Genomic DNA, 17,363 nt, shown 5'->3' with positions numbered 1-17,363 from the left:
GACCGGCACGGTACCGCTCCGGACCGGCGAAGCCCGGACCGATGCGTTCATGCCCGGCGTCTGCCCAAGCCCGGCCCGGCTACACGCGGACTCCCCCGCCCAGGACGGCGAGGCGGTGCGCAGGGCGAACACCTCGGCGGTGTTGGCGAGTTCGGGCATGCGCGCGACGCGCGGCCGGGGCCGGGCGCGTTCGACCGGGCTGCCGTCGGCGGCGGCCCGGACACCGGGCACGGCCGGGGCGCCGGCACGGCACGGCCCCCGTCAGCCCGTTCCGGCGGGGTCCTCCGTCCAGCCCGGGGCGTCGCGGTCCTCCAGCTGCTCGCGCAGGCGGGTGAGGGTGGCGGAGAGCAGCCGGGAGACGTGCATCTGGGAGACGCCGACCCGTTCGGCGATCTCGGACTGGGTCCGGTCGTCCCAGAACCGCAGCTTGAGCACGGTCCGCTCGCGTTCCGGCAGCCGGCCGAGGAGGGGCCGGACGGCGGTGCGGAAGTCGGCGAGTTCGATGCCGGGGTCGCAGGAGCCGAGCCGGTCGAGCATGGCGCTGCCGGTCTCGTCGGTGTCGTTGTCCCGCAGCGCGTCCAGCGAGTCGGGTCGGTAGACCCGGCCGGCGACCAGCCCCTCGATCACCTCGTCGACGGTGAGGTGGAGGTACTCGGCGAGCTCCGCGGGCTGCGGCAGACGGCCCAGCCGCTGTTCGAGCCGGTCGGAGCCGCGCACGACGCTCAGGTACAGCTCCTGCATCCGCCGGGGGACGCGCACCGGCCAGGAGGTGTCGCGGAAGAACCGCTTGATCTCGCCGGCGATGGTGGGGATGGCATAGGTGACGAACTCGACGCCGCGCTGCGGGTCGAAGCCGTCCACGGCCTTGATCAGGCCGATGGTGCCGACCTGGAGGATGTCGTCCATCTCCTCCGGGCGGTGACGGAAGCGGCCCGCGATGAAACGCACCAGCGGCATGTTGAGCTCGATGACGGTGCCGCGGACGTAGCTGTAGGCGTGGCTCTCGCGGGCCAGCCCGGTGAGGCGCTCGAAGAGGGCGTCGCTCAGCTCGCGGGCCTCGGTCTTGCCCATCGCGCGCAGTTCCTGCTCGGTGGGGCGCGGCGGCAGTTCGGACACCGGCGGATCGGACGGGGCCTGCGGGGTCGGGCTCCCCGGACCGGTGGTCGGACCGGCTGCGGGGTGGTGGGCCGGACGGGGCGGCGCGGCGGTCGGCAGCACGCCGGGAAGGGTGGTGGGCACAACTGGCTCCAGGGCAGCGGGCATCCCTCGGACCGCGCGGGAGGCGGATCGCGCCCGCGCGCCGCGGGTTGTCTTCCCGAGGGCCACTGCCCGGCTTCTTCAAGCGACGGTCCCGGTGGCACCCCGACGGGGTGCCGGAGCGGGGTGCGGGCTTCCGCGACCGCTCCGTTTCCGGTGATACCCATCCTTCGGACGATTGATGCCGATCTGACCTGCTTGGTCGGAGGCAGGTCGGACGCGAGGACCGGCCGGCGGTACCGAGGGGAGGCCGGTTGGCGACCTGTCAGGCACGCCGCCGAAGAGCGGACAGGTTGCGAGGTCCGCCGCCCGGCTCCGCCGGATAGCGTCGGGGCATGATCCACAGCTTCGCCCTGCACGTGGCCGACGTCGACCTCCTCCCCGACCCGCTGGACCCGGACCAGATCGTCTCCGGTGACCCGCAGGTCACCGGCCGGGTGCTCTGGGAGTCCCCCGACGGCCGGCGGTCGCGCGGCGTCTGGCAGATCACCCCCGGGGTGGTCACCGACACCGAGGCCGACGAGCTGTTCGTCGTGGTCAGCGGCCGGGCCACCGTCGAGGTCGAGAACGGGCCCACCCTGGAGGTCGGGCCCGGCGACGTGGCCGTCCTGCGGGAGGGCGACCGGACCACCTGGACGGTGCACGAGACGCTCCGCAAGGTCTACGCGATCGACCTCGGCGCCGTCTGACCGGCCACGGCCGGTCACCCCCGGCCGACGCGCGGGCAACTCCCCGGACCGCACGGGCCACGCGCCGGACCGCACGGGGCGCGTACGGGCTCGGTGCGGGGTGCGTACGGGGTGCGTGCGGGTGCGTGCGGTCCTCGCCACTCAGTGGCCGAGGGCCGCCTTCGCCGCCACCAGGACCAGCCCGAGAACCAGGTTGATCACGCCCTCGACCACCACCTCCGTGCGGGTGGCCCCGGCCTGCACGGCCCCGACGCAGGCCCAGCCGACCTGCTGCGCCACCGCGATCCCCAGCGCGAGCCACGCCGCGCCGCTCAGCCCCAGCCCCAGGAGGGGGCTCACGGCGACAGCCGCCGCGGGCAGCAGGGCGGCCTCCACGATGGGCCACTCGTGCCGCCCCACCCGCCGGATCTCGGCCCAGCCGGGCCGCCGGCCGACCCGTCGTTCGCCGGCGAGGTTCGCGTAGACGTGGGCGGCCCAGAAGACCAGGCCGGTCACGAGGAGCAGCACGACGGCCTGGACGCGCGGGAAGTCGCCGACCACACTCGCCGAGGCGATCACGGAGGCGGCGAGGAGTGACCCGTAGAGGGCCCCGGCGTAGTCGGTCCGCACCGGCGGCCCGCCGGCCGGGTCGGGTCTGTGCGGCCACGGGAGTAGGCGGTTCACACGCACCACCCTAGGGATCCGGGCCGCGCTCGGCCCGGTCCCACGCGGCGGCGCGCCGCCCGTGGGGGAGGCGCCCGGAGTCCCTCCCCCACGGGCCGACGCTCAGTGGGCGCCGTGGACCAGCCGGCCGTCGAAGTAGGTGAGGTCGACCGGCAGCCCCGGCAGGTCGTGCGGGGAGGTGTCGGCGAGGCGCCCGCCGAGCACGCACAGGTCGGCGACCTTGCCGACCTCGACGGTGCCCTTCCAGCGCTCGGCGAAGTCCTGGACGGCGGGTTCGGCGGTGTAGGCGCGGACGGCCTCGCGCAGGCCGACCCGCTCCCCCGGGCCGCTCGCCCGGCCGGTCGCCTTGGACTCCCGCAGCAGCATCGAGGCGACGCCCTGCCGCCAGTCCGGTTCGGTGATCGGCGCGTCGGAGCTGGCGCAGACCCGGACGCCCGCCGTGAGGGCGGACCGCACCGGCCACATCCGCCCGGACCGTTCCTCGCCGACCACCTCGTCCATCAGGTCGGAGATGGTCCACTTGATCGCCGGGTTCATGTTGACGCCGTAGCCGTGCGCGGCCAGCACGGCCAGGCTGTGCGGGGTCGCGAAGTCGCCGTGGATCAGGTAGTGCCGGGCGTCGGGTCGCGGGTGGGCGAGCCGGGCGGCGGCGAAGGCGTCGACGACCGTGTCGATCGCCCGGTCCCCGGTGACGTGCACGCCGATCTGGTGGCCGGCCGCGTGGACGGCGTCGATCATGGCGGTGAGTTCGGCGGCCTGCAGCGCCGGTGCGGCGCCGTGGACGCAGAGCGCGCCGTGGCCGCCCCCGGGGTAGGCCTCGTGCATCCAGGCGGTGCGGTTCGGCGGCACCCCGTCCGCGAACAGCTTGACGCCGAGGACGGCGAGCCGGCGCGGGTCGATGCCGTCCAGCGGCACGCCGGCCAGCTCGGCGAGGCCGGCCCGCAGGTCCCGGACGCCGCCGCCCATCGGGGAGGGCAGCAGCAGGACGCCCACCCGGGCGTCCAGTTCGCCGGCCCGGGCGAGGTCCAGGTAGGTGTGGAGCGCGCCGGTGCCCATCGCGCCGGACATGATGCCCTCGCCGCCGGGGCCGAGGCCGGGTTCGGTGTAGCTGGTGGTGCCGAGGGCGTGCAGGGCGCGGACGGCTCCGGTGATCGCCGCGCGGCGGCGGCGCCCGTCGGCCCGGGGGATGTGCGCGTGGACGGCGCGCTGCGCGGCCTCCCGCAGGATGCCGGTGGGGTGGCCGGTCGGGTCCGTGTCGATCGTGCCGCCCGGCGGGGGCCGGGTGCCGCGGTCGATGCCGGCGGCACGCAGGGCCGCCGAGTTGACCCAGGCCATGTGGTCGGAGAAGTCGGTCAGGCAGACCGGGTTGTCCGGGGCCGCGGCGTCGAGGTCGGCACGGTCGGGCAGGTCCCGGCTGCCGTCGCGGCACTCGGTGAGGTAGCCGACGTCCCAGCCGCGGCCGACGATCCACTCGCCGGGGGCGGTGGCGCGGGCCGCGGCGGCGACGGCCGCGACGATGTCGGCGATCGAGCGGACGGCGGGGAAGTTGAGGTCGAGGGCGAGGGGCGGACGGTTGAGGCCCCAGGCGTGGCCGTGCAGGTGGGAGTCGTTGATGCCGGGCAGGACGGTGCGTCCGCGCAGGTCGACGACCCGGGTGGCGGGTCCGGCGTGGGCGAGGACGGCGGCGGTGCTGCCGACGGCGGTGATCAGGCCGTCACGGACGGCCAGGGCCTGGGCGGTGGTGAAGTCCGCGTCGGCGGTCAGTACGTCGCCGTCGACGAGGACGAGGTCGGCGGGCCGGTCCACGGTCTCTCCTGGGGGCGGGCCCGGGGTCGGGCCGGTTCGGGGAACGCCGGTCGGGGCGGGGCGGGCCACGGGGTGTCAGGGCCCCTCGGGGTCGACGGCGTCGCGGTCCGCCCAGTACGGGGCGACCAGCTCGCGCAGCCGGTCGGCGCCGACCCGGTCGAGCAGGTCGAGGGCGCCGACGTTCTCGGTCAGCTGCCGCATCCGGCTGGCGCCGAACAGCACGGTGGCGGTGGCGGGGTGGGTGAGGGTGAAGGCGACGCAGAGCTGGGCGGGGGTGGCGCCGAGCTCGGCGGCGACGGCGGCCAGGCCCGGGGCGGCCCCGGTGATCCGGTCGCGGATCCCGCCCGGGTCGCGGCCGATCTCGCGCGACGGGCTGGTCCGGCCGGCGAGGATGCCGCCCTCCAGGACGTCGGAGGCCTGCATCGTCAGGCCCTCGGCGAAGAGCGCGGCGAACGGCCCGCCGTCCGGGATGGCGCGGCGGCAGGGGCTGTACTTGAGCTGGGCGAGCTGCGGGCCGGGCGAGCCGGCGGCCCGGGCGTGGTCGCGGACGGTGCGGATCGCGGTGGCGGACCAGTTGTTGACGCCCCAGCAGCCGATCAGACCCTCCGCCTCCAGGACGGCGAGTTCCTCGGCGATGCCGCGCAGGTCGAGGTCGTCGCGGCGGATGTCGCCGAGGACCGCGACGTCGGCGTGCTCGGCACCGGCCCGGAACAGCGCGTTGGCCAGCTGGTCGCGCAGCGACTGCGCGGGGTAGGGCTCCAGCCACAGCTTCACCGACAGCAGGTACTCCTCGCGGGCGAGGCCGGCCGCCCGGACGATCGCGGAGAACAGCACGTCCGTGAAGACCGGCGGATGGCCGGGCAGGCCGTAGACGGCCACGTCGAAGAGGTTGACGCCGAGGTCCACGGCGTGGCGGACCATGGCGACGGCGTCGCCGAAGTCCATCCGGTCGTAGGTGTGCCAGGAGCCGAGGGAGAGGGCGGACACCTCGGGGCCGGCGGTGCCGAGCCTGCGGCGGGGGACGATGGGCATGGCGGTCCTCGTGGGTTTCGGGAGCGGTCGGCGGGCGTACGGCGGGTGCGGTGGCCGGCCGGAGTACGGCCGGCGGGCACCCGGCGCCCCGGGCTGGGACACACGGAGGGTGGGGTCCCGGGGCGCCGGGCGGCGAGGGGGCCGGGCGGCGGGGCGCCGGTGGTGCGGCGGTCCGCGCGGCGGGTCCGCCCGGACGGGCGGACGGGTGTGGACGGGGCGGTCGTCCCGGCCGTGGTGCGGCCGGGCGGGGACCGGACGGCGGGTCAGGGCAGCCAGGGGTGGACGACGGCCTTGGTCTGCTCCAGCCTGGCCATCGCCTCGATGGCCGCGGAGGCGCCGCTCAGGCCGACCGGGGCGCTGAACAGCGCGTCCCAGTCGAACCGGGAGCGGAAGTCGCGCAGGAACCCGATGGCCCGGTGGTAGTCGCCGACATCGCCGTTGAGCGAGCCGAGCACGGTCAGCTCCTTGCCCATGACGGTGCCCAGCGGCAGCTCCTGCGGAGCCGGACCGGTCGATCCGACGATCACGAACCGGCCGCCCCAGGCGGCGAGGTCGACGGCCTCGGCGCCGACGCCGGGGGCACCGGCGAGGTCGATCACCAGGTCGGCGCCGCGCCCGCCGGTCGCGGCGAGCACCGCCTCGCGACGGGCCTCGGGGCCGTCGGCCAGACCGAGGGTCAGATCGGCGCCGAACTCCTCGGCGAGTGCGAGCCGGCTGTCCGGGGCGCCGATGGTGATCACCGGTCCGGCGCCGCCGGCCTTGGCCACGGCGGTGGCCACGATGCCGAGCGCGCCGGCGCCCTGGATCACCACCGAGGAGCCGGGCCGGGTGCCGCCCGCCCGGTCGAAGGCGTGCAGCACCGTCTTGACGGCGCAGCCGGCCGCGGCGGCCCAGGTGGACTCGACCTCGTCGGGCAGCAGGTACTTCTGCGCCTGCGGGACGACGTAGTTGTACTCGGCGAGCCCGGCGGTGGCGTACGGGTACCGGTCGGCACGCTGGCGGAAGCCGTAGCCGCGGTCCTCGCAGGCCACCGGGGTGCGCAGCACGGTGCAGCCGTGGCAGTACCCGCAGGTGGACTCCGACCAGCCGATCCGCCGGCCGACCCCGACCGGGCGGCCCAGCGCGTCGACGGTGCCCTCGCCGACGGCGACGACGGTGCCGACCATCTCGTGGCCGAGGACCAGGGGCAGCATGCCGGGCATCGACATCGCCCCGCTCCACAGGTGGACGTCGGTCGCGCAGAGGGTGGCGCAGTCGATCCGCACGAGGGCGGCGCCCGGTTCGATCCGCTCGGGCAGCGGGAGTTCCTCGATCTCCAGCGGCTTGCCGTGGGTGCGCAGCACGGCGGCCCTGGTGCTGGTCACTCGGGTCATGGTCGGTCTCTCCTTCGTTCCCCCGGTCCGGGGTCCGGGCTGCTGCCCGGACCGGTCATCGGCTGTGCGCGGTGTCCCAGACCTCGTTGCGGCTGCGCCACCAGAGCAGCACCACGATCACCAGGAAGGGCACCACGCCCTGGTACTTCTGGATCGCCTCGACGGAGGCGGAGAAGCCCTCCAGGCAGCCCAGTACGAGGCCGCCGAGAAGGGTGAGCGGCAGGCTGCGGAAGGCGCCGAGCATGGCGACCGCCAGCGCGGTGTTGATGAGCTTGCCGAGGGTGGAGAAGTCCCCGCCGAGGCGCGGTGCGGCGAGCACCACGACCAGCGTGGTGACGGCGCCGATCGCGGCCCAGACGGCGACGGCGAGGCGGGCCACCGGGATGCCGACCACCTCCGCGGTGGCGGGCCGCTCGGAGAGCGCCTGGAGGCGCAGGCCGAGCCGGGTACGGCCGAGCAGCAGGCCGACGCCGACGGTGATGACTGCGGCGAAGGCGATGGTGACCAGCACCGACTGCGGGATCACGACGCCGCCGAGGGTGAGCACGGGCCTCTCGAAGGGGCTGGGGAAGCTGTGCGCGCCGGTGGTGGTGGAGCCGAACAGCCGCAGGCCGACGGCCATCACGGCGACGTAGACGGCGACGGTGACGGCCGCCTTGGTGTTCTGCGAGTGATCGGCGAACCAGCGCACCAGGACGGTACCGAGCAGGGCGGACAGCGCCGCCCCGGCCAGCACGCCGACCGGCAGGGCGAGCCAGGGGCTCACTCCCCCGTCGGTCAGGCCGACCATGACGAAGGCGCCGATCGCGCCGACGGCGGCCATCGCGAAGTTGACCGTGGCGACGAGCCGGTAGGTCAGCACGACGCACAGGCCGAGGAGGGCGTAGACGCCGCCACCGGTCAGGCCCGCGAGCGTGGAGTTGAGCATGGGACACCTCCTGGGGTCCTGGGGTCCGGTCGTGCACCGGGGCGCGGCGCACGGTCCGGGGTGGGGGGACGGCGGGCTGCGGCCGGGTCAGGGCCGGCCGGGGTCACTTCTTGCCGGGGACGACGAAGCCCTCGGGGAGCACCTGCCAGCTGCCGTTGACGGCCTGGACGAAGCGGCTGCCCTGGACGGGGTTGTGGGTGTCGCCCTCGCCGAAGACCCAGGGGGTGCCGACCATCGGGTAGTCGATCGGCTTCATGGACTTGAAGGCCTTGGTGACGGACTCGCGGGTGATCGGCCCGGAGATGCCCTTGAGGACCTGGACGAAGACGTCGGCGGCCATCACGCCGCCCTGGCTGAAGGCGGTCTTCTGGATCTTGTTCTTGTCGACCAGCTGGGACCAGCGCTCGTTGCCCGGCAGGGTGGTGTCGGTGTAGGGCTGCCACTCGGTGCCGGCGTAGACCTTGAGGCCGGCCGGGATCGCCTGCGCGTTGGCGTCGGTGTAGGTGTTGGCGCCGACGATGAAGTCGACGTCGTCCATGCCCTGGGTCCTGGCCTGGGCGAAGTAGGGGCCGACGATGCCGTTGTAGAGGACGGCCTGGCAGCCGGCGCCCTTGTCGGCGACGAGGTACTTGGTCGGGTCGCCCTCGGCGATGGCGAGCTCCTTGTGGGCGAGCTGCTTGCCGGTGAGCTCGGTCCACTTCTTGATCGCGTCCTCGATGCCGCCGCCGCTGCCGGGCAGCACGGTGTAGTCGAGGCAGACCTTGTCCCGCTTGAGCACCTCGGAGGCGTAGTAGAGGTTGGCGGTCAGCAGGTTGAACGGACCGGGGTTGACCGGCGCGATGTTGGGGCTGGTGAAGCAGGCGGGGTCGACGCCGACGGCGGGGATCGAGACGACCTGGGCCTTGCTGTAGGCCGCGCGGTTGAGGCCGCAGTCGACGGCGCTGGAGGAGCCGACCAGGGCGACGACGTTCTTGGACTTGACGAGGTCGACGGCGGCCTCGGTGGCGCGCTGCGGGTTCATCGCGTCGTCCATGCTGAGCAGTTCCAGCTTGCGGCCGTTGATGCCGCCGGCGGCGTTGACCTCGTCGAAGACGGCCTTGACCGCCTGCGGGACCTCGGGGGTCTGGAAGAGTCCGGTGATCCCGTTGATCGCACCGACCTTGATCGGGCCGGTGTCCGAGCCGGATCCGCTGTCACAGGCGGTGGCGCCGAGGGCCAGTGCGGTGGCGGCGGCGAGGGCGGCGGTCAGCCGTGCATGCTTCATTGGTGCACTCATTTCCGTCTGTGGGGGCGCGCCGGAACGGGGTTGCGCGGTTCCGCACGAGGGTGGGGGTGGGTGTCGCGGGGGTGCGAGGGTGGTACGGGCCGGGCCGGTGGAGCGGCGGGCGGCGGGCGGCGGTCAGCCGACCGGGAGGTCCGCGGTGCCGAGGTAGGCGGCCATCACGGTCGGGTCGGCGAGCACCTCGCCGGTCGGGCCGGTGGCGATGACGTGGCCGAAGTCGAGGACGGTGACCTCGGAGCAGGCGGCCTGGACGAGGTCCATGTCGTGCTCGACGAGCAGGACGGAGACGCCGAACCGGGCCGGGACCTGCGCCAGCCGGCGGCCGAGGGCGAGCGACTCGGCGGCGGACTGACCGGCGGCGGGCTCGTCGAGCAGGGCGACGGCGGGCCGGGCGGCGACGGCGGCGGCGACGTCCAGCAGGCGGCGGGCACCCGCGTCGACCATCGAGACCGGCAGCCGGCCGGGCGGGCAGCCGAAGAACGCGAGCAGTTCGTCGGCCTCCTCCGTGGAGAGCCGGCGCCCGGCGCCGATGGTGAGGTACTCGTACTGGGTGAGTTCCGGGGCGATGGTGGTGGTCTGGAAGGTGCGGCGCAGGCCGCGGGTGGCGCGGGCGCTGGGGCTGAGCCGGTCGATCGGGGATCCGACGAGCGCCACGCTCCCCTCGTAGCCGCCGACGAAACCGGTGACGGCGGCGATGAAGGTGGACTTGCCGGCGCCGTTGGGGCCGATGAGTCCGACCACGGCGCCCCGCGGGACGGTCAGGTCGACGCCCTCCAGGGCGGTCACCGACCCGTAGCGGACGGTCAACCCCCGTACGGTCAGGGCCGGTTCGCCGCCGGCCGCAGCGGGAGCGGATGCCACGGGGGCGGATGCGGCGGGCGGCCCCGGCAGGTCCTCGGCGGCCGGGAGCCCGGCGGCCGGCCGGGCCTCGTGGGTCTCCAGGAACCTCCGCGCCGCGCGTTCGCGCTTGCGGGCCCGGGTGAAGTCGGTCTGGCTGACCCCGCTGCGCAGGGCCAGGACGGCGCCGACCCCGAACAGCATGCCGCCGAGGTCCTGCGGCAGGTCCAGCTTCTCCAGCACGGTGGCCATCACCGCGCCGAAGACCCCGCCCATCACGGCGCCCTCGGGGTTGTGCGGGCCGATCAGGACGGCGACCGCGAACAGTGCGAGCGACTGCATCATGGCGAAGTTGCCGGGCACGACCAGGCCGAACTGTCCGGCCATCAGACCGCCGCCGACACCCGCGACGAAGGCGCTGATCGCGAACGCGGCCAGCTTGGCGCGGGCGACCGAGACGCCGTGCGCGGCGGCGGCCCGCTCGGAGTGCCGCAGCTCGGCCCAGGACATCCCGAGCCGGGTGCGGTTCAGCAGGGCGAGCCCGAGGGCCAGCACGGTGAAGACGATCACGACCAGGACGAAGTAGCCGCCGTCGTCCTCGAACAGGGCGGGCCGCTCCAGGGTCTTGAGCTCGGACATGCCGGGGAACTGGTTGGCGTTCAGCACGATGTCGGCCGAGACCGCGAAGCCGAAGGTCACCACGGCCAGGTTGACGCCCCGGATCCGCAGCGCCGGGAGCCCGATGGCGACCCCGACCGGGACGGCGGCCAGACCGCCGAGCACCAGCCAGACCAGGAACCCGCCGGGGGCCTGCGCGACGTTGAGCCTCAGCACCACCCAGGCGCCGATCGAGGCGAAGGACATCTGGCAGAGCGACATCACGCCGACCCGGCCGACGATGACGCCGTAGCTCTGCATGATGACGGCGCTGACCACGGCGGTGATCGCCAGGTACACCCAGTAGGGCGGCAGCAGGGCCGGCACCAGGACGCAGGCGGCGACGGCGGCGCCGAGGCCGGTGACGAGCGCCCGGCGGTCGGTGGCCAGTCTCTCGGTGAGGCTCATGCTCCCTCGCTTTCCGCCGGGGCGCTGCCCGGGCTGTGGGCGCCCGCCGCCGCGGCGGCGGGTGCCGGGGTCGCGCCGAAGTAGAAGTCGTGCAGGCGCTCCGCGTCACCGCGAAGCTCGGCGCACGGGCCGTCGAAGGCCAGCCGGCCCTTGCTGAGCACGTACGCGCGGCTGCCGATCTCCAGCGCGAGATGGGCGAACTGCTCGATGAGCAGCACCGCGATGCCGAGGTCCACCAGGTCGGCGACGGCCTTCATCAGGCGGTGGACGACCACCGGCGCGAGGCCGGAGGACATCTCGTCGATCAGGATCGTCTTCGGCCCGGCGACCAGGGCCCGCCCGAGGACGAGCATCTGCTGCTCGCCGCCGGAGAGGTGGCCGGCCTGAAGGCCGCGCCGCTTGTCCAGCTCGGGGAAGAGCCGGTACGCCGTGTCGAGGTCGGCGCCCTGCCGCTGGGCGACCAGCAGGTTCTGCTCGACCGTCAGGGTGCGGAAGACGCTGCGGGACTGCTCCACGTAGGCCAGGCCGGAGGTGGCGCGGCGGTAGGTGGAGAGTTTGTCGAGGGGTTTGCCGTCGAGGGTGACGGTGCCGGAGGTGCAGCGGACCAGGCCGGCGATGCCGTCCATCAGGGTGGTCTTCCCGGCGCCGTTGGCCCCGAGCAGGACGGTCACCGAGGCGGGGGCGACGTCCAGGCTGACCCCGTGGACGACCGGGGCCTCGGCCCGGCTGATGCTGACGTCGCGCAGTGCGAGCGCGGGCGTCATCACGCGGCTCCGCCGCAGGCGGAGCGGATGGCGTCGGCGACCAGGGCGTGGGCCCGGGCGGCGTCGGTGAGGTCGGTGGCGAGCAGGCCGAAGAAGCCGTGGATGAGGCCGTCGAACCGGACCAGGGAGGTCTCGACCCCGGCCGCGGCGAGCGCCCGGGCGTACTCCTCGCCCTCGTCGCGGAGCACGTCGTACTCGGCCTCCAGGACGAGTGCGCGGGGCAGTCCGGAGAGGTCGCGGGCGCGCAGCGGGAGCAGGTACGGGTCGGCGAGGTCCGCCTCGTCGCGCGGGTACTGGGTGAAGAACCAGTCCATGCTGTCCTTGGACAGGAAGTAGCCGTCGGCGAAGTCTCGGTAGGAGAGCCGGCCCTCGTCGGGGTGGGCGACCACCGGGGAGATCAGGACCTGGAGGGAGATCCGGGGGCCGCCGAGGTCGCGGGCGCGCAGACCGGTGACGGCGGCGAGGTTGCCGCCCGCGCTCTCCCCGCCGACGGCGAGCCGCCCGGGGTCGACGCCGATGGTGGCGCCGTGCTCGTGGAGCCAGGTGAGGACGGCGTAGCAGTCGTCCGCGGCGGCCGGGTAGGGGTGTTCCGGCGCGAGCCGGTAGTCCACCGAGACGACCACCGCGCCGGAGGCGGCGCAGACGGCGCGGCAGGAGTACTCGTTCTCGTCGAGACAGCCGATGGTCCATCCGCCGCCGTGCAGCCAGACGAAGGCCGGGAAGGGGCCCTCGCCCTCGGGGGTGTAGATCCGTACGGGGATGTCGCCCGCCGGGCCCGGCACGGTGGTGTCGGCCACCGAACCGACGGCCGGGAGCGTCTCGGGCATGGTCCAGGTGGTGCGGAACTGTTCGCGCATGGTCTGGGCATCGAGTTCGACGGGCTGGGCGGGCTGCTCCGCCGCACCGGCCCGGTCGATGATCAGCTGTGCCTCGGGGTGCAGGGGCATCGTTTACCTCCGATTGCCCGGGTGCCGTCGTAGGGGTCCGGCACTCGCAAATCGTATCTGATTCCATGTACGTTAAGAGTCACAATCCACGGTGTCCAGAGCTGGGAGCAAGAAGATGCGCAACGGACTCCAGACCGGAATCACCACGGCTGACCTGGTCATGAGGGGTGGCCGTGTCCACACGATGGACGGCGCCCGGACGGTCGCCCAGGCGCTCGCGGTCAGCGGGGGGACCATCCTCCGGACCGGCACCGACGCCGAGGTCGCGCCGCTCGTCGGACCCGGTACCCGGGTGGTGGAGCTGCGCGGACGCTCGCTGATCCCCGGGATCAACGACTCGCACCTGCACGGGGCGTGGCTCGGCACCATGTGGCCGGACACCCTGATGGCCCAGCTCGCCGCGGCCGCCCCGACCGGCGGCGGGCCGGACCACCCCGGAGGCGGGCACGGGCACGACGCGCACGGGCACGACGCGCACGGGCACGACGGGCACGGGCACGACCACGCGGGCGAGGGGCCGGCGCTCGCCGCCCTCACCACCCCCGCCGAGCGGCGCCGCGCGATCCTCCGCACCGGCGACCTGCTCGCCTCGCTCGGCGTCACCAGCTACACCGAACCGGGCCTCGGACCCGGCGAGGACGCCGGACCCACCGGCTGCTTCTCCTCCGCCGTCCTGCACGAGTACGCCGAGCTGGCCGCCGAGGGACTGCTGCGCGCCCGGGTCACCGCGCTGCTGCTGTTCGGCCTGCTGGACGGCGCGAGCAGCGCCACCGACCTGCTGCGCGGCCTGGCCGGGTTCCGGGCGCCGGCCGAGGTCCCCGGCTGGTTCCGCGTCGCCGGGGTGAAGATCTTCGCCGACGGCATCCCGCCGATGGGCAGCGCGTGGAGCGAGGAGCCGTACGCCGACGGCGGCCACGGCGCCCTGCTGGTGGACGGCGCCGACGCCGGCGAGCGCGAGGTGAACCTGCGCTCGATGATCCGCGCCGCGCACGCGGCCGGTCACCAGATCGGGGTGCACGCCACCGGCAGCCGAACCACCCGGGTGGTCACCGGGGTCTTCGCCGAGGCCCGCGCGACGGACGGCCGGGACGGCCGCCACTACCTCATCCACGGCGACGTCGTCCACCCGGCGACGCTCGCCGCGATGGCCGCCGCCGGGGTCGGGCTGAACACCCAGCCGGGCATCGCCGCCGCGACCGCCCCGATGCTCGCCGGGGCCCTCGGCCCGGACGCCCTCGCCCACGCCTGGCCGGTGCGCGACGCGCTGACCGCCGGTGTCCCGCTCTGCCTCAGCTCGGACGCGCCGGTGCTCGCTCCGGACTGGAGGGCCGGCGTGGCGGCGGCGGCCACCCGGGCCGGGGCCGACGGCACCGCGGGAGGCCGCGGGCAGCGGCTCGCGCTCGACGAGGCGCTGTACGCCTACACCGTGGCGCCGGCCCGGCAGGACGGCGCCGAGCGCTGGAAGGGCACCCTGGAGGCCGGGAAGGTCGCCGACCTCTGCCTGCTCGGCGCGGACCTGCGGGACGTCGACCCGGGTGCGCTGCCCGAGGTCCCGGTGGCGATGACCGTGGTCGACGGCCGGGTGGTGCACGAGGTCTGAGCCCGGAGCGGCGACCGCCGCGGCCCGGCGGACGCGACGGGCAGGACGGACGGAACGGACCCGACGGGCGCGCCCCGGACCTCGCACGGTGGATGTCCGGGGCGCGCCCGTCGCCGCTGCGGAACCGCCGGGCCCTGCCGGACGGGCGTCAGCGGGCCGGGGCGTCGGTGCCCCAGGAGGCGCCGGGGTGGACGACGTCGCGGTCCAGCCAGAGACCGGCGACCGCCTCGCGCAGTTCGCCGCCGTGGCGCTCCAGCAGGTCCAGCGCGCCGAGGTTGGTCTCGAACTGCTCGATGCTGCTGGCGCCGAACAGCACGCTGGCGGCCGCCCGGTGGGTGAGCGTGAAGGCGACGGCCAGCTGGGCCGGCGTGGCGCCGAAGCGTTCCGCGACCCGCAGCACCTCCGGGTAGGACTCCCGGATCCGCTCGCGGATGCCGCCCGGGTCGGCGCCGATCTTGCGCTGCGGGTGCAGCTTGCCGGCCAGGATGCCGCCCTCGAAGACGTCGGAGGCCTGGAGGCCGAGCCCGGCCTCGTCGAAGAGCCGGCCGTAGGGCTCCCCCTCGGGCACCGAGCGGCGGGCCAGGCTGTACTTGAGCTGGGCGAACGACGGCGGGACCATGCCCTCGGCGAGCGCGAACCGGCGGGCGGCCCACAGGTCGTCGGCGGACCAGTTGTTGACGCCCCAGGTGGTGAACCGCCCGGCCCGCACCAGCTCGGCGACGTCGGTGACCACGGAGTGGACGTCCAGCTCGCCGAGGTGGTCGCCGGCCACCACGAAGTCGGCGCGGTCGGTGCCGACCCGGGCCAGCGAGACGTCCAGCTGCTCCGCGAACGACGCCTTCGGGTAGTCCCAGAGCCAGAGCTTCCCGCAGAGCAGGTAGTCCTCGCGGGCCAGACCGGCGGTGCGGACCGCCTCGCCGAAGATGATGTCGGTGACCGCGTTCTCCGCGTGCGGCCCGAAGTTGTAGTGGGCGACGTCGAACAGGTCGACCCCGCGGGCGACGGCGCGGGAGACCAGTTCGGCGGCCTCGTCGGTGGTCATCCGGTCCCAGGTGTTCCACGAGCCGAGGCCGAACACCGGCACCTCCGGGCCGTCGGCGCCGAGCCTGCGCCGGGGCACGCGGTCCGTCGCGGACGCACCGTCCGGCGCGCCCGCACCGCCGTGGGGGGAGTCAGCCTGCGAGAGCTCCACGTCAACCTCCTGGGATCCGAGTAGTCCGGCTCTGGCCGCCGGGAAGACGATCGTATAGCATCCGGCATATTCTTTGACCGTCAAGGAGGACGCGATATGTCCCTTCGTCCGGAATCCCCCCGTTCCGCGGACCCGACGCCGATCGTCGACGTGGCCGTCGGCTACATGGCCGCCAAGCAGCTCTTCGCCGCCGCCGACGCGGGCCTGTTCGCCGCGCTCGCCGACGGCCCGCAGGACGTCCCGCAGATCGCCGCCCGCACCGGCCTGCCGGAACGCACCAGCCGCATCCTGGCCGACGCGATGGCCGGCCTCGGACTGCTGGAGCGCACGGCCGGACGGTACGCGAACTCCGCGAGCACCGCCGCCTACCTCACCGGCGCCGAGGGCGAGATCGACCTGCGCCCCTTCCTGACCTTCCTCGACGAGATCAGCTACGGCCACTGGCTGGGCTTCGGCGAGACCAGCCGGACCGCCGAGCCCAACCGGCTGGACCTCGGCGGCGACCGGATGACCACCTTCCTGGCCGGCGTGATGACCTACAACGCGCTGCACGCCCGCCAGCTCGCCGAGCACTACGACTTCACCGCGCACGAGCGGGTGCTGGACCTCGGCGGCCTCTCCGGCTCGTTCCTGGCCGAGGCCCTCAAGGCCGCCCCCGGCCTCAGGGGCACCTTCCTCTCGGCCGGCGAGCTGGTCGGCCACGCCCGGGGCGTGCTGGCCGGCGCCGGGGTGGACGACCGGGTGGAGATCGTCGAGGGCGACGCCGTCACGGGCGACGTCCCGGGAGGCTTCGACCTGGTGCTGCTGGAGCACGTGGCCCACCGCTTCGACGCCGAGCAGAACCGCGCCATCGTCCGCCGGGCGCGCGCGGCGGCGGCCGAGGGTGCGAAGCTGGTCCTGCTCGACTTCTTCCTCGACTCCGACGAGCAGCAGCGCGGCATCGACGCCCTGCACGCCGGCGAGTACCTGGTGATCGACGGCACGATCGTCTACCCGGAGGACGAGGTCCGAGGCTGGCTGCGCGAGGCCGGCTGGGAGCCCGTCGAGACCCGCGCGCTGCCCGGCAGCCCGCGCATCCTCATCGCGGAGGCACGATGAGCACCGAAGGGCGCGTCGTCCTGGTCACCGGGGCGGGCAGCGGCATCGGCCGCGCGGTCGCCGAGGCGTTCGCGGCGGCCGGCGACCGGGTGGTGGTCGCCGACCTGAACCGTGCGGCGGCCGACACGGTGGCGGAGGGGATCGGCGCCGGCGCGCTCGCCGTCACCATGGACGTCACCGACCGGGAGAGCGTGACCGCCGCCCTGGCCGAGGCCACCGCGCGGTTCGGCCCGGTCGAGGTCCTGGTCAACAACGCGGGCCTGGCCGGCGGCGGCGGTCCGCTGCTCGACCTGCCCGCCGAGATCTTCGACCTGGTCGTCTCGGTCAACCTGCGTGGCACCTTCACGGTGACCCAGGTGGTCGGCCGGCAGATGGCCGACACCGGCCGGGGCGGGGCGATCGTCAACATCAGCTCGATCGGGGCCCGCCAGCCGACCCCGGGGCTCGGCCACTACGAGGCCACCAAGGCCGGGGTGGACGCCCTCACCCGGACCGCGGCCCTCGAACTCGCCGGGCACGGCATCCGGGTCAACGGCGTCGCCCCCGGGCCGGTGCACACGCCGATGACGGCGCCGCTGATGGAGGACGAGACGGCGCGCGGTCTCTGGGAGACGCGCATCCCGCTCGGCCGGATCGCCGAGACGTCCGACCTGACGCCCCTGGTGCTGTTCCTGGCCTCCGGACAGGCCCGGCACATCACCGGCGCCGTGGTGCAGGTGGACGGCGGCCAGCTGCTGGTGTGACCCCTCGCAGAACCCGGAAGGGGCGGGAGTCCTCGGACTCCCGCCCCTTCCGCGTGCCGCCCCTGCTGCGGGCTCGGCGCCCCGCTC

At 74.7% G+C, this 17,363-nt stretch carries 15 protein-coding genes; 4 read left to right on the top strand and 11 right to left on the bottom strand.

Going from position 1 to position 17,363, the window contains the following annotated elements; all coding sequences use genetic code 11:
- Positions 1-261 precede the first annotated feature (261 nt).
- A complete protein-coding gene (locus PUR56_RS02480) occupies positions 262-1,263 on the bottom strand; it encodes a SigB/SigF/SigG family RNA polymerase sigma factor (RefSeq protein ID WP_443034425.1) in 1,002 nt (333 codons plus the stop codon).
- 329 nt (positions 1,264-1,592) lie between these two features.
- Here PUR56_RS02480 and PUR56_RS02475 point away from each other — a divergent pair, with 329 nt between their 5' ends.
- Positions 1,593-1,946: a cupin domain-containing protein gene (locus tag PUR56_RS02475; protein WP_329947657.1), complete on the top strand. Its 354-nt coding sequence runs from the start codon at positions 1,593-1,595 to the stop codon at positions 1,944-1,946.
- Between the two features lie 141 nt (positions 1,947-2,087).
- Here PUR56_RS02475 and PUR56_RS02470 read toward each other — a convergent pair whose 3' ends face one another.
- The 9 genes from PUR56_RS02470 to PUR56_RS02430 form a co-directional block, all read right to left on the bottom strand.
- Complete coding sequence (locus PUR56_RS02470) at positions 2,088-2,609, bottom strand: hypothetical protein (RefSeq protein WP_329947656.1); 522 nt, start codon at positions 2,607-2,609, stop codon at positions 2,088-2,090.
- A 102-nt stretch (positions 2,610-2,711) separates the two neighbouring features.
- The gene (locus tag PUR56_RS02465) at positions 2,712-4,415 is read right to left on the bottom strand and encodes an amidohydrolase (protein ID WP_329947655.1); all 1,704 of its coding nucleotides are present in this window, start codon (positions 4,413-4,415) and stop codon (positions 2,712-2,714) included.
- A 75-nt stretch (positions 4,416-4,490) separates the two neighbouring features.
- Positions 4,491-5,447 (bottom strand): aldo/keto reductase, encoded by a 957-nt coding sequence (locus PUR56_RS02460; RefSeq protein ID WP_329947654.1) that lies wholly within the window; start codon positions 5,445-5,447, stop codon positions 4,491-4,493.
- A 263-nt stretch (positions 5,448-5,710) separates the two neighbouring features.
- Complete coding sequence (locus PUR56_RS02455; RefSeq protein WP_329947653.1) at positions 5,711-6,820, bottom strand: zinc-binding dehydrogenase; 1,110 nt, start codon at positions 6,818-6,820, stop codon at positions 5,711-5,713.
- Positions 6,821-6,875: 55 nt separating this feature from the next.
- On the bottom strand, positions 6,876-7,748 hold the full coding sequence (locus tag PUR56_RS02450) for a branched-chain amino acid ABC transporter permease (RefSeq protein ID WP_329947652.1): 873 nt from the start codon (positions 7,746-7,748) through the stop codon (positions 6,876-6,878).
- A gap of 103 nt (positions 7,749-7,851) precedes the next feature.
- A complete protein-coding gene (locus PUR56_RS02445; protein WP_329947651.1) occupies positions 7,852-9,012 on the bottom strand; it encodes an ABC transporter substrate-binding protein in 1,161 nt (386 codons plus the stop codon).
- Between the two features lie 135 nt (positions 9,013-9,147).
- Positions 9,148-10,932 carry a branched-chain amino acid ABC transporter ATP-binding protein/permease gene (locus tag PUR56_RS02440; protein WP_329947650.1) on the bottom strand — a complete coding sequence of 595 codons (1,785 nt, stop codon included), beginning with the start codon at positions 10,930-10,932 and terminating at the stop codon, positions 9,148-9,150.
- Complete coding sequence (locus PUR56_RS02435) at positions 10,929-11,696, bottom strand: ABC transporter ATP-binding protein (RefSeq protein ID WP_329879835.1); 768 nt, start codon at positions 11,694-11,696, stop codon at positions 10,929-10,931. The genes PUR56_RS02440 and PUR56_RS02435 overlap by 4 nt, the downstream gene beginning before the upstream one ends.
- Positions 11,696-12,643, bottom strand: coding sequence for an alpha/beta hydrolase (locus PUR56_RS02430; RefSeq protein WP_329879833.1), 948 nt, complete (start codon positions 12,641-12,643; stop codon positions 11,696-11,698). Before PUR56_RS02430 ends, PUR56_RS02435 begins: the two co-directional genes overlap by 1 nt.
- A gap of 115 nt (positions 12,644-12,758) precedes the next feature.
- Here PUR56_RS02430 and PUR56_RS02425 point away from each other — a divergent pair, with 115 nt between their 5' ends.
- A complete protein-coding gene (locus tag PUR56_RS02425) occupies positions 12,759-14,243 on the top strand; it encodes an amidohydrolase (RefSeq protein ID WP_329947649.1) in 1,485 nt (494 codons plus the stop codon).
- Between the two features lie 148 nt (positions 14,244-14,391).
- Here PUR56_RS02425 and PUR56_RS02420 read toward each other — a convergent pair whose 3' ends face one another.
- On the bottom strand, positions 14,392-15,435 hold the full coding sequence (locus PUR56_RS02420) for an aldo/keto reductase (RefSeq protein ID WP_329947648.1): 1,044 nt from the start codon (positions 15,433-15,435) through the stop codon (positions 14,392-14,394).
- Between the two features lie 96 nt (positions 15,436-15,531).
- On the opposite strand from PUR56_RS02420, the gene PUR56_RS02415 reads away from it, so the two are divergent.
- Both PUR56_RS02415 and PUR56_RS02410 read left to right on the top strand, forming a co-directional pair.
- Positions 15,532-16,533 carry an SAM-dependent methyltransferase gene (locus PUR56_RS02415; protein ID WP_329947647.1) on the top strand — a complete coding sequence of 334 codons (1,002 nt, stop codon included), beginning with the start codon at positions 15,532-15,534 and terminating at the stop codon, positions 16,531-16,533.
- Positions 16,530-17,276 carry an SDR family NAD(P)-dependent oxidoreductase gene (locus PUR56_RS02410; protein ID WP_329879829.1) on the top strand — a complete coding sequence of 249 codons (747 nt, stop codon included), beginning with the start codon at positions 16,530-16,532 and terminating at the stop codon, positions 17,274-17,276. Before PUR56_RS02415 ends, PUR56_RS02410 begins: the two co-directional genes overlap by 4 nt.
- Positions 17,277-17,363 lie beyond the last annotated feature (87 nt).

The organism is Streptomyces sp. BE303 (assembly GCF_036290945.1).
Lineage (GTDB): Bacteria > Actinomycetota > Actinomycetes > Streptomycetales > Streptomycetaceae > Kitasatospora.
The sequence above is the reverse complement of the archived record's forward strand: the minus strand, read 5'-3'. Positions and strand labels throughout refer to the sequence as shown.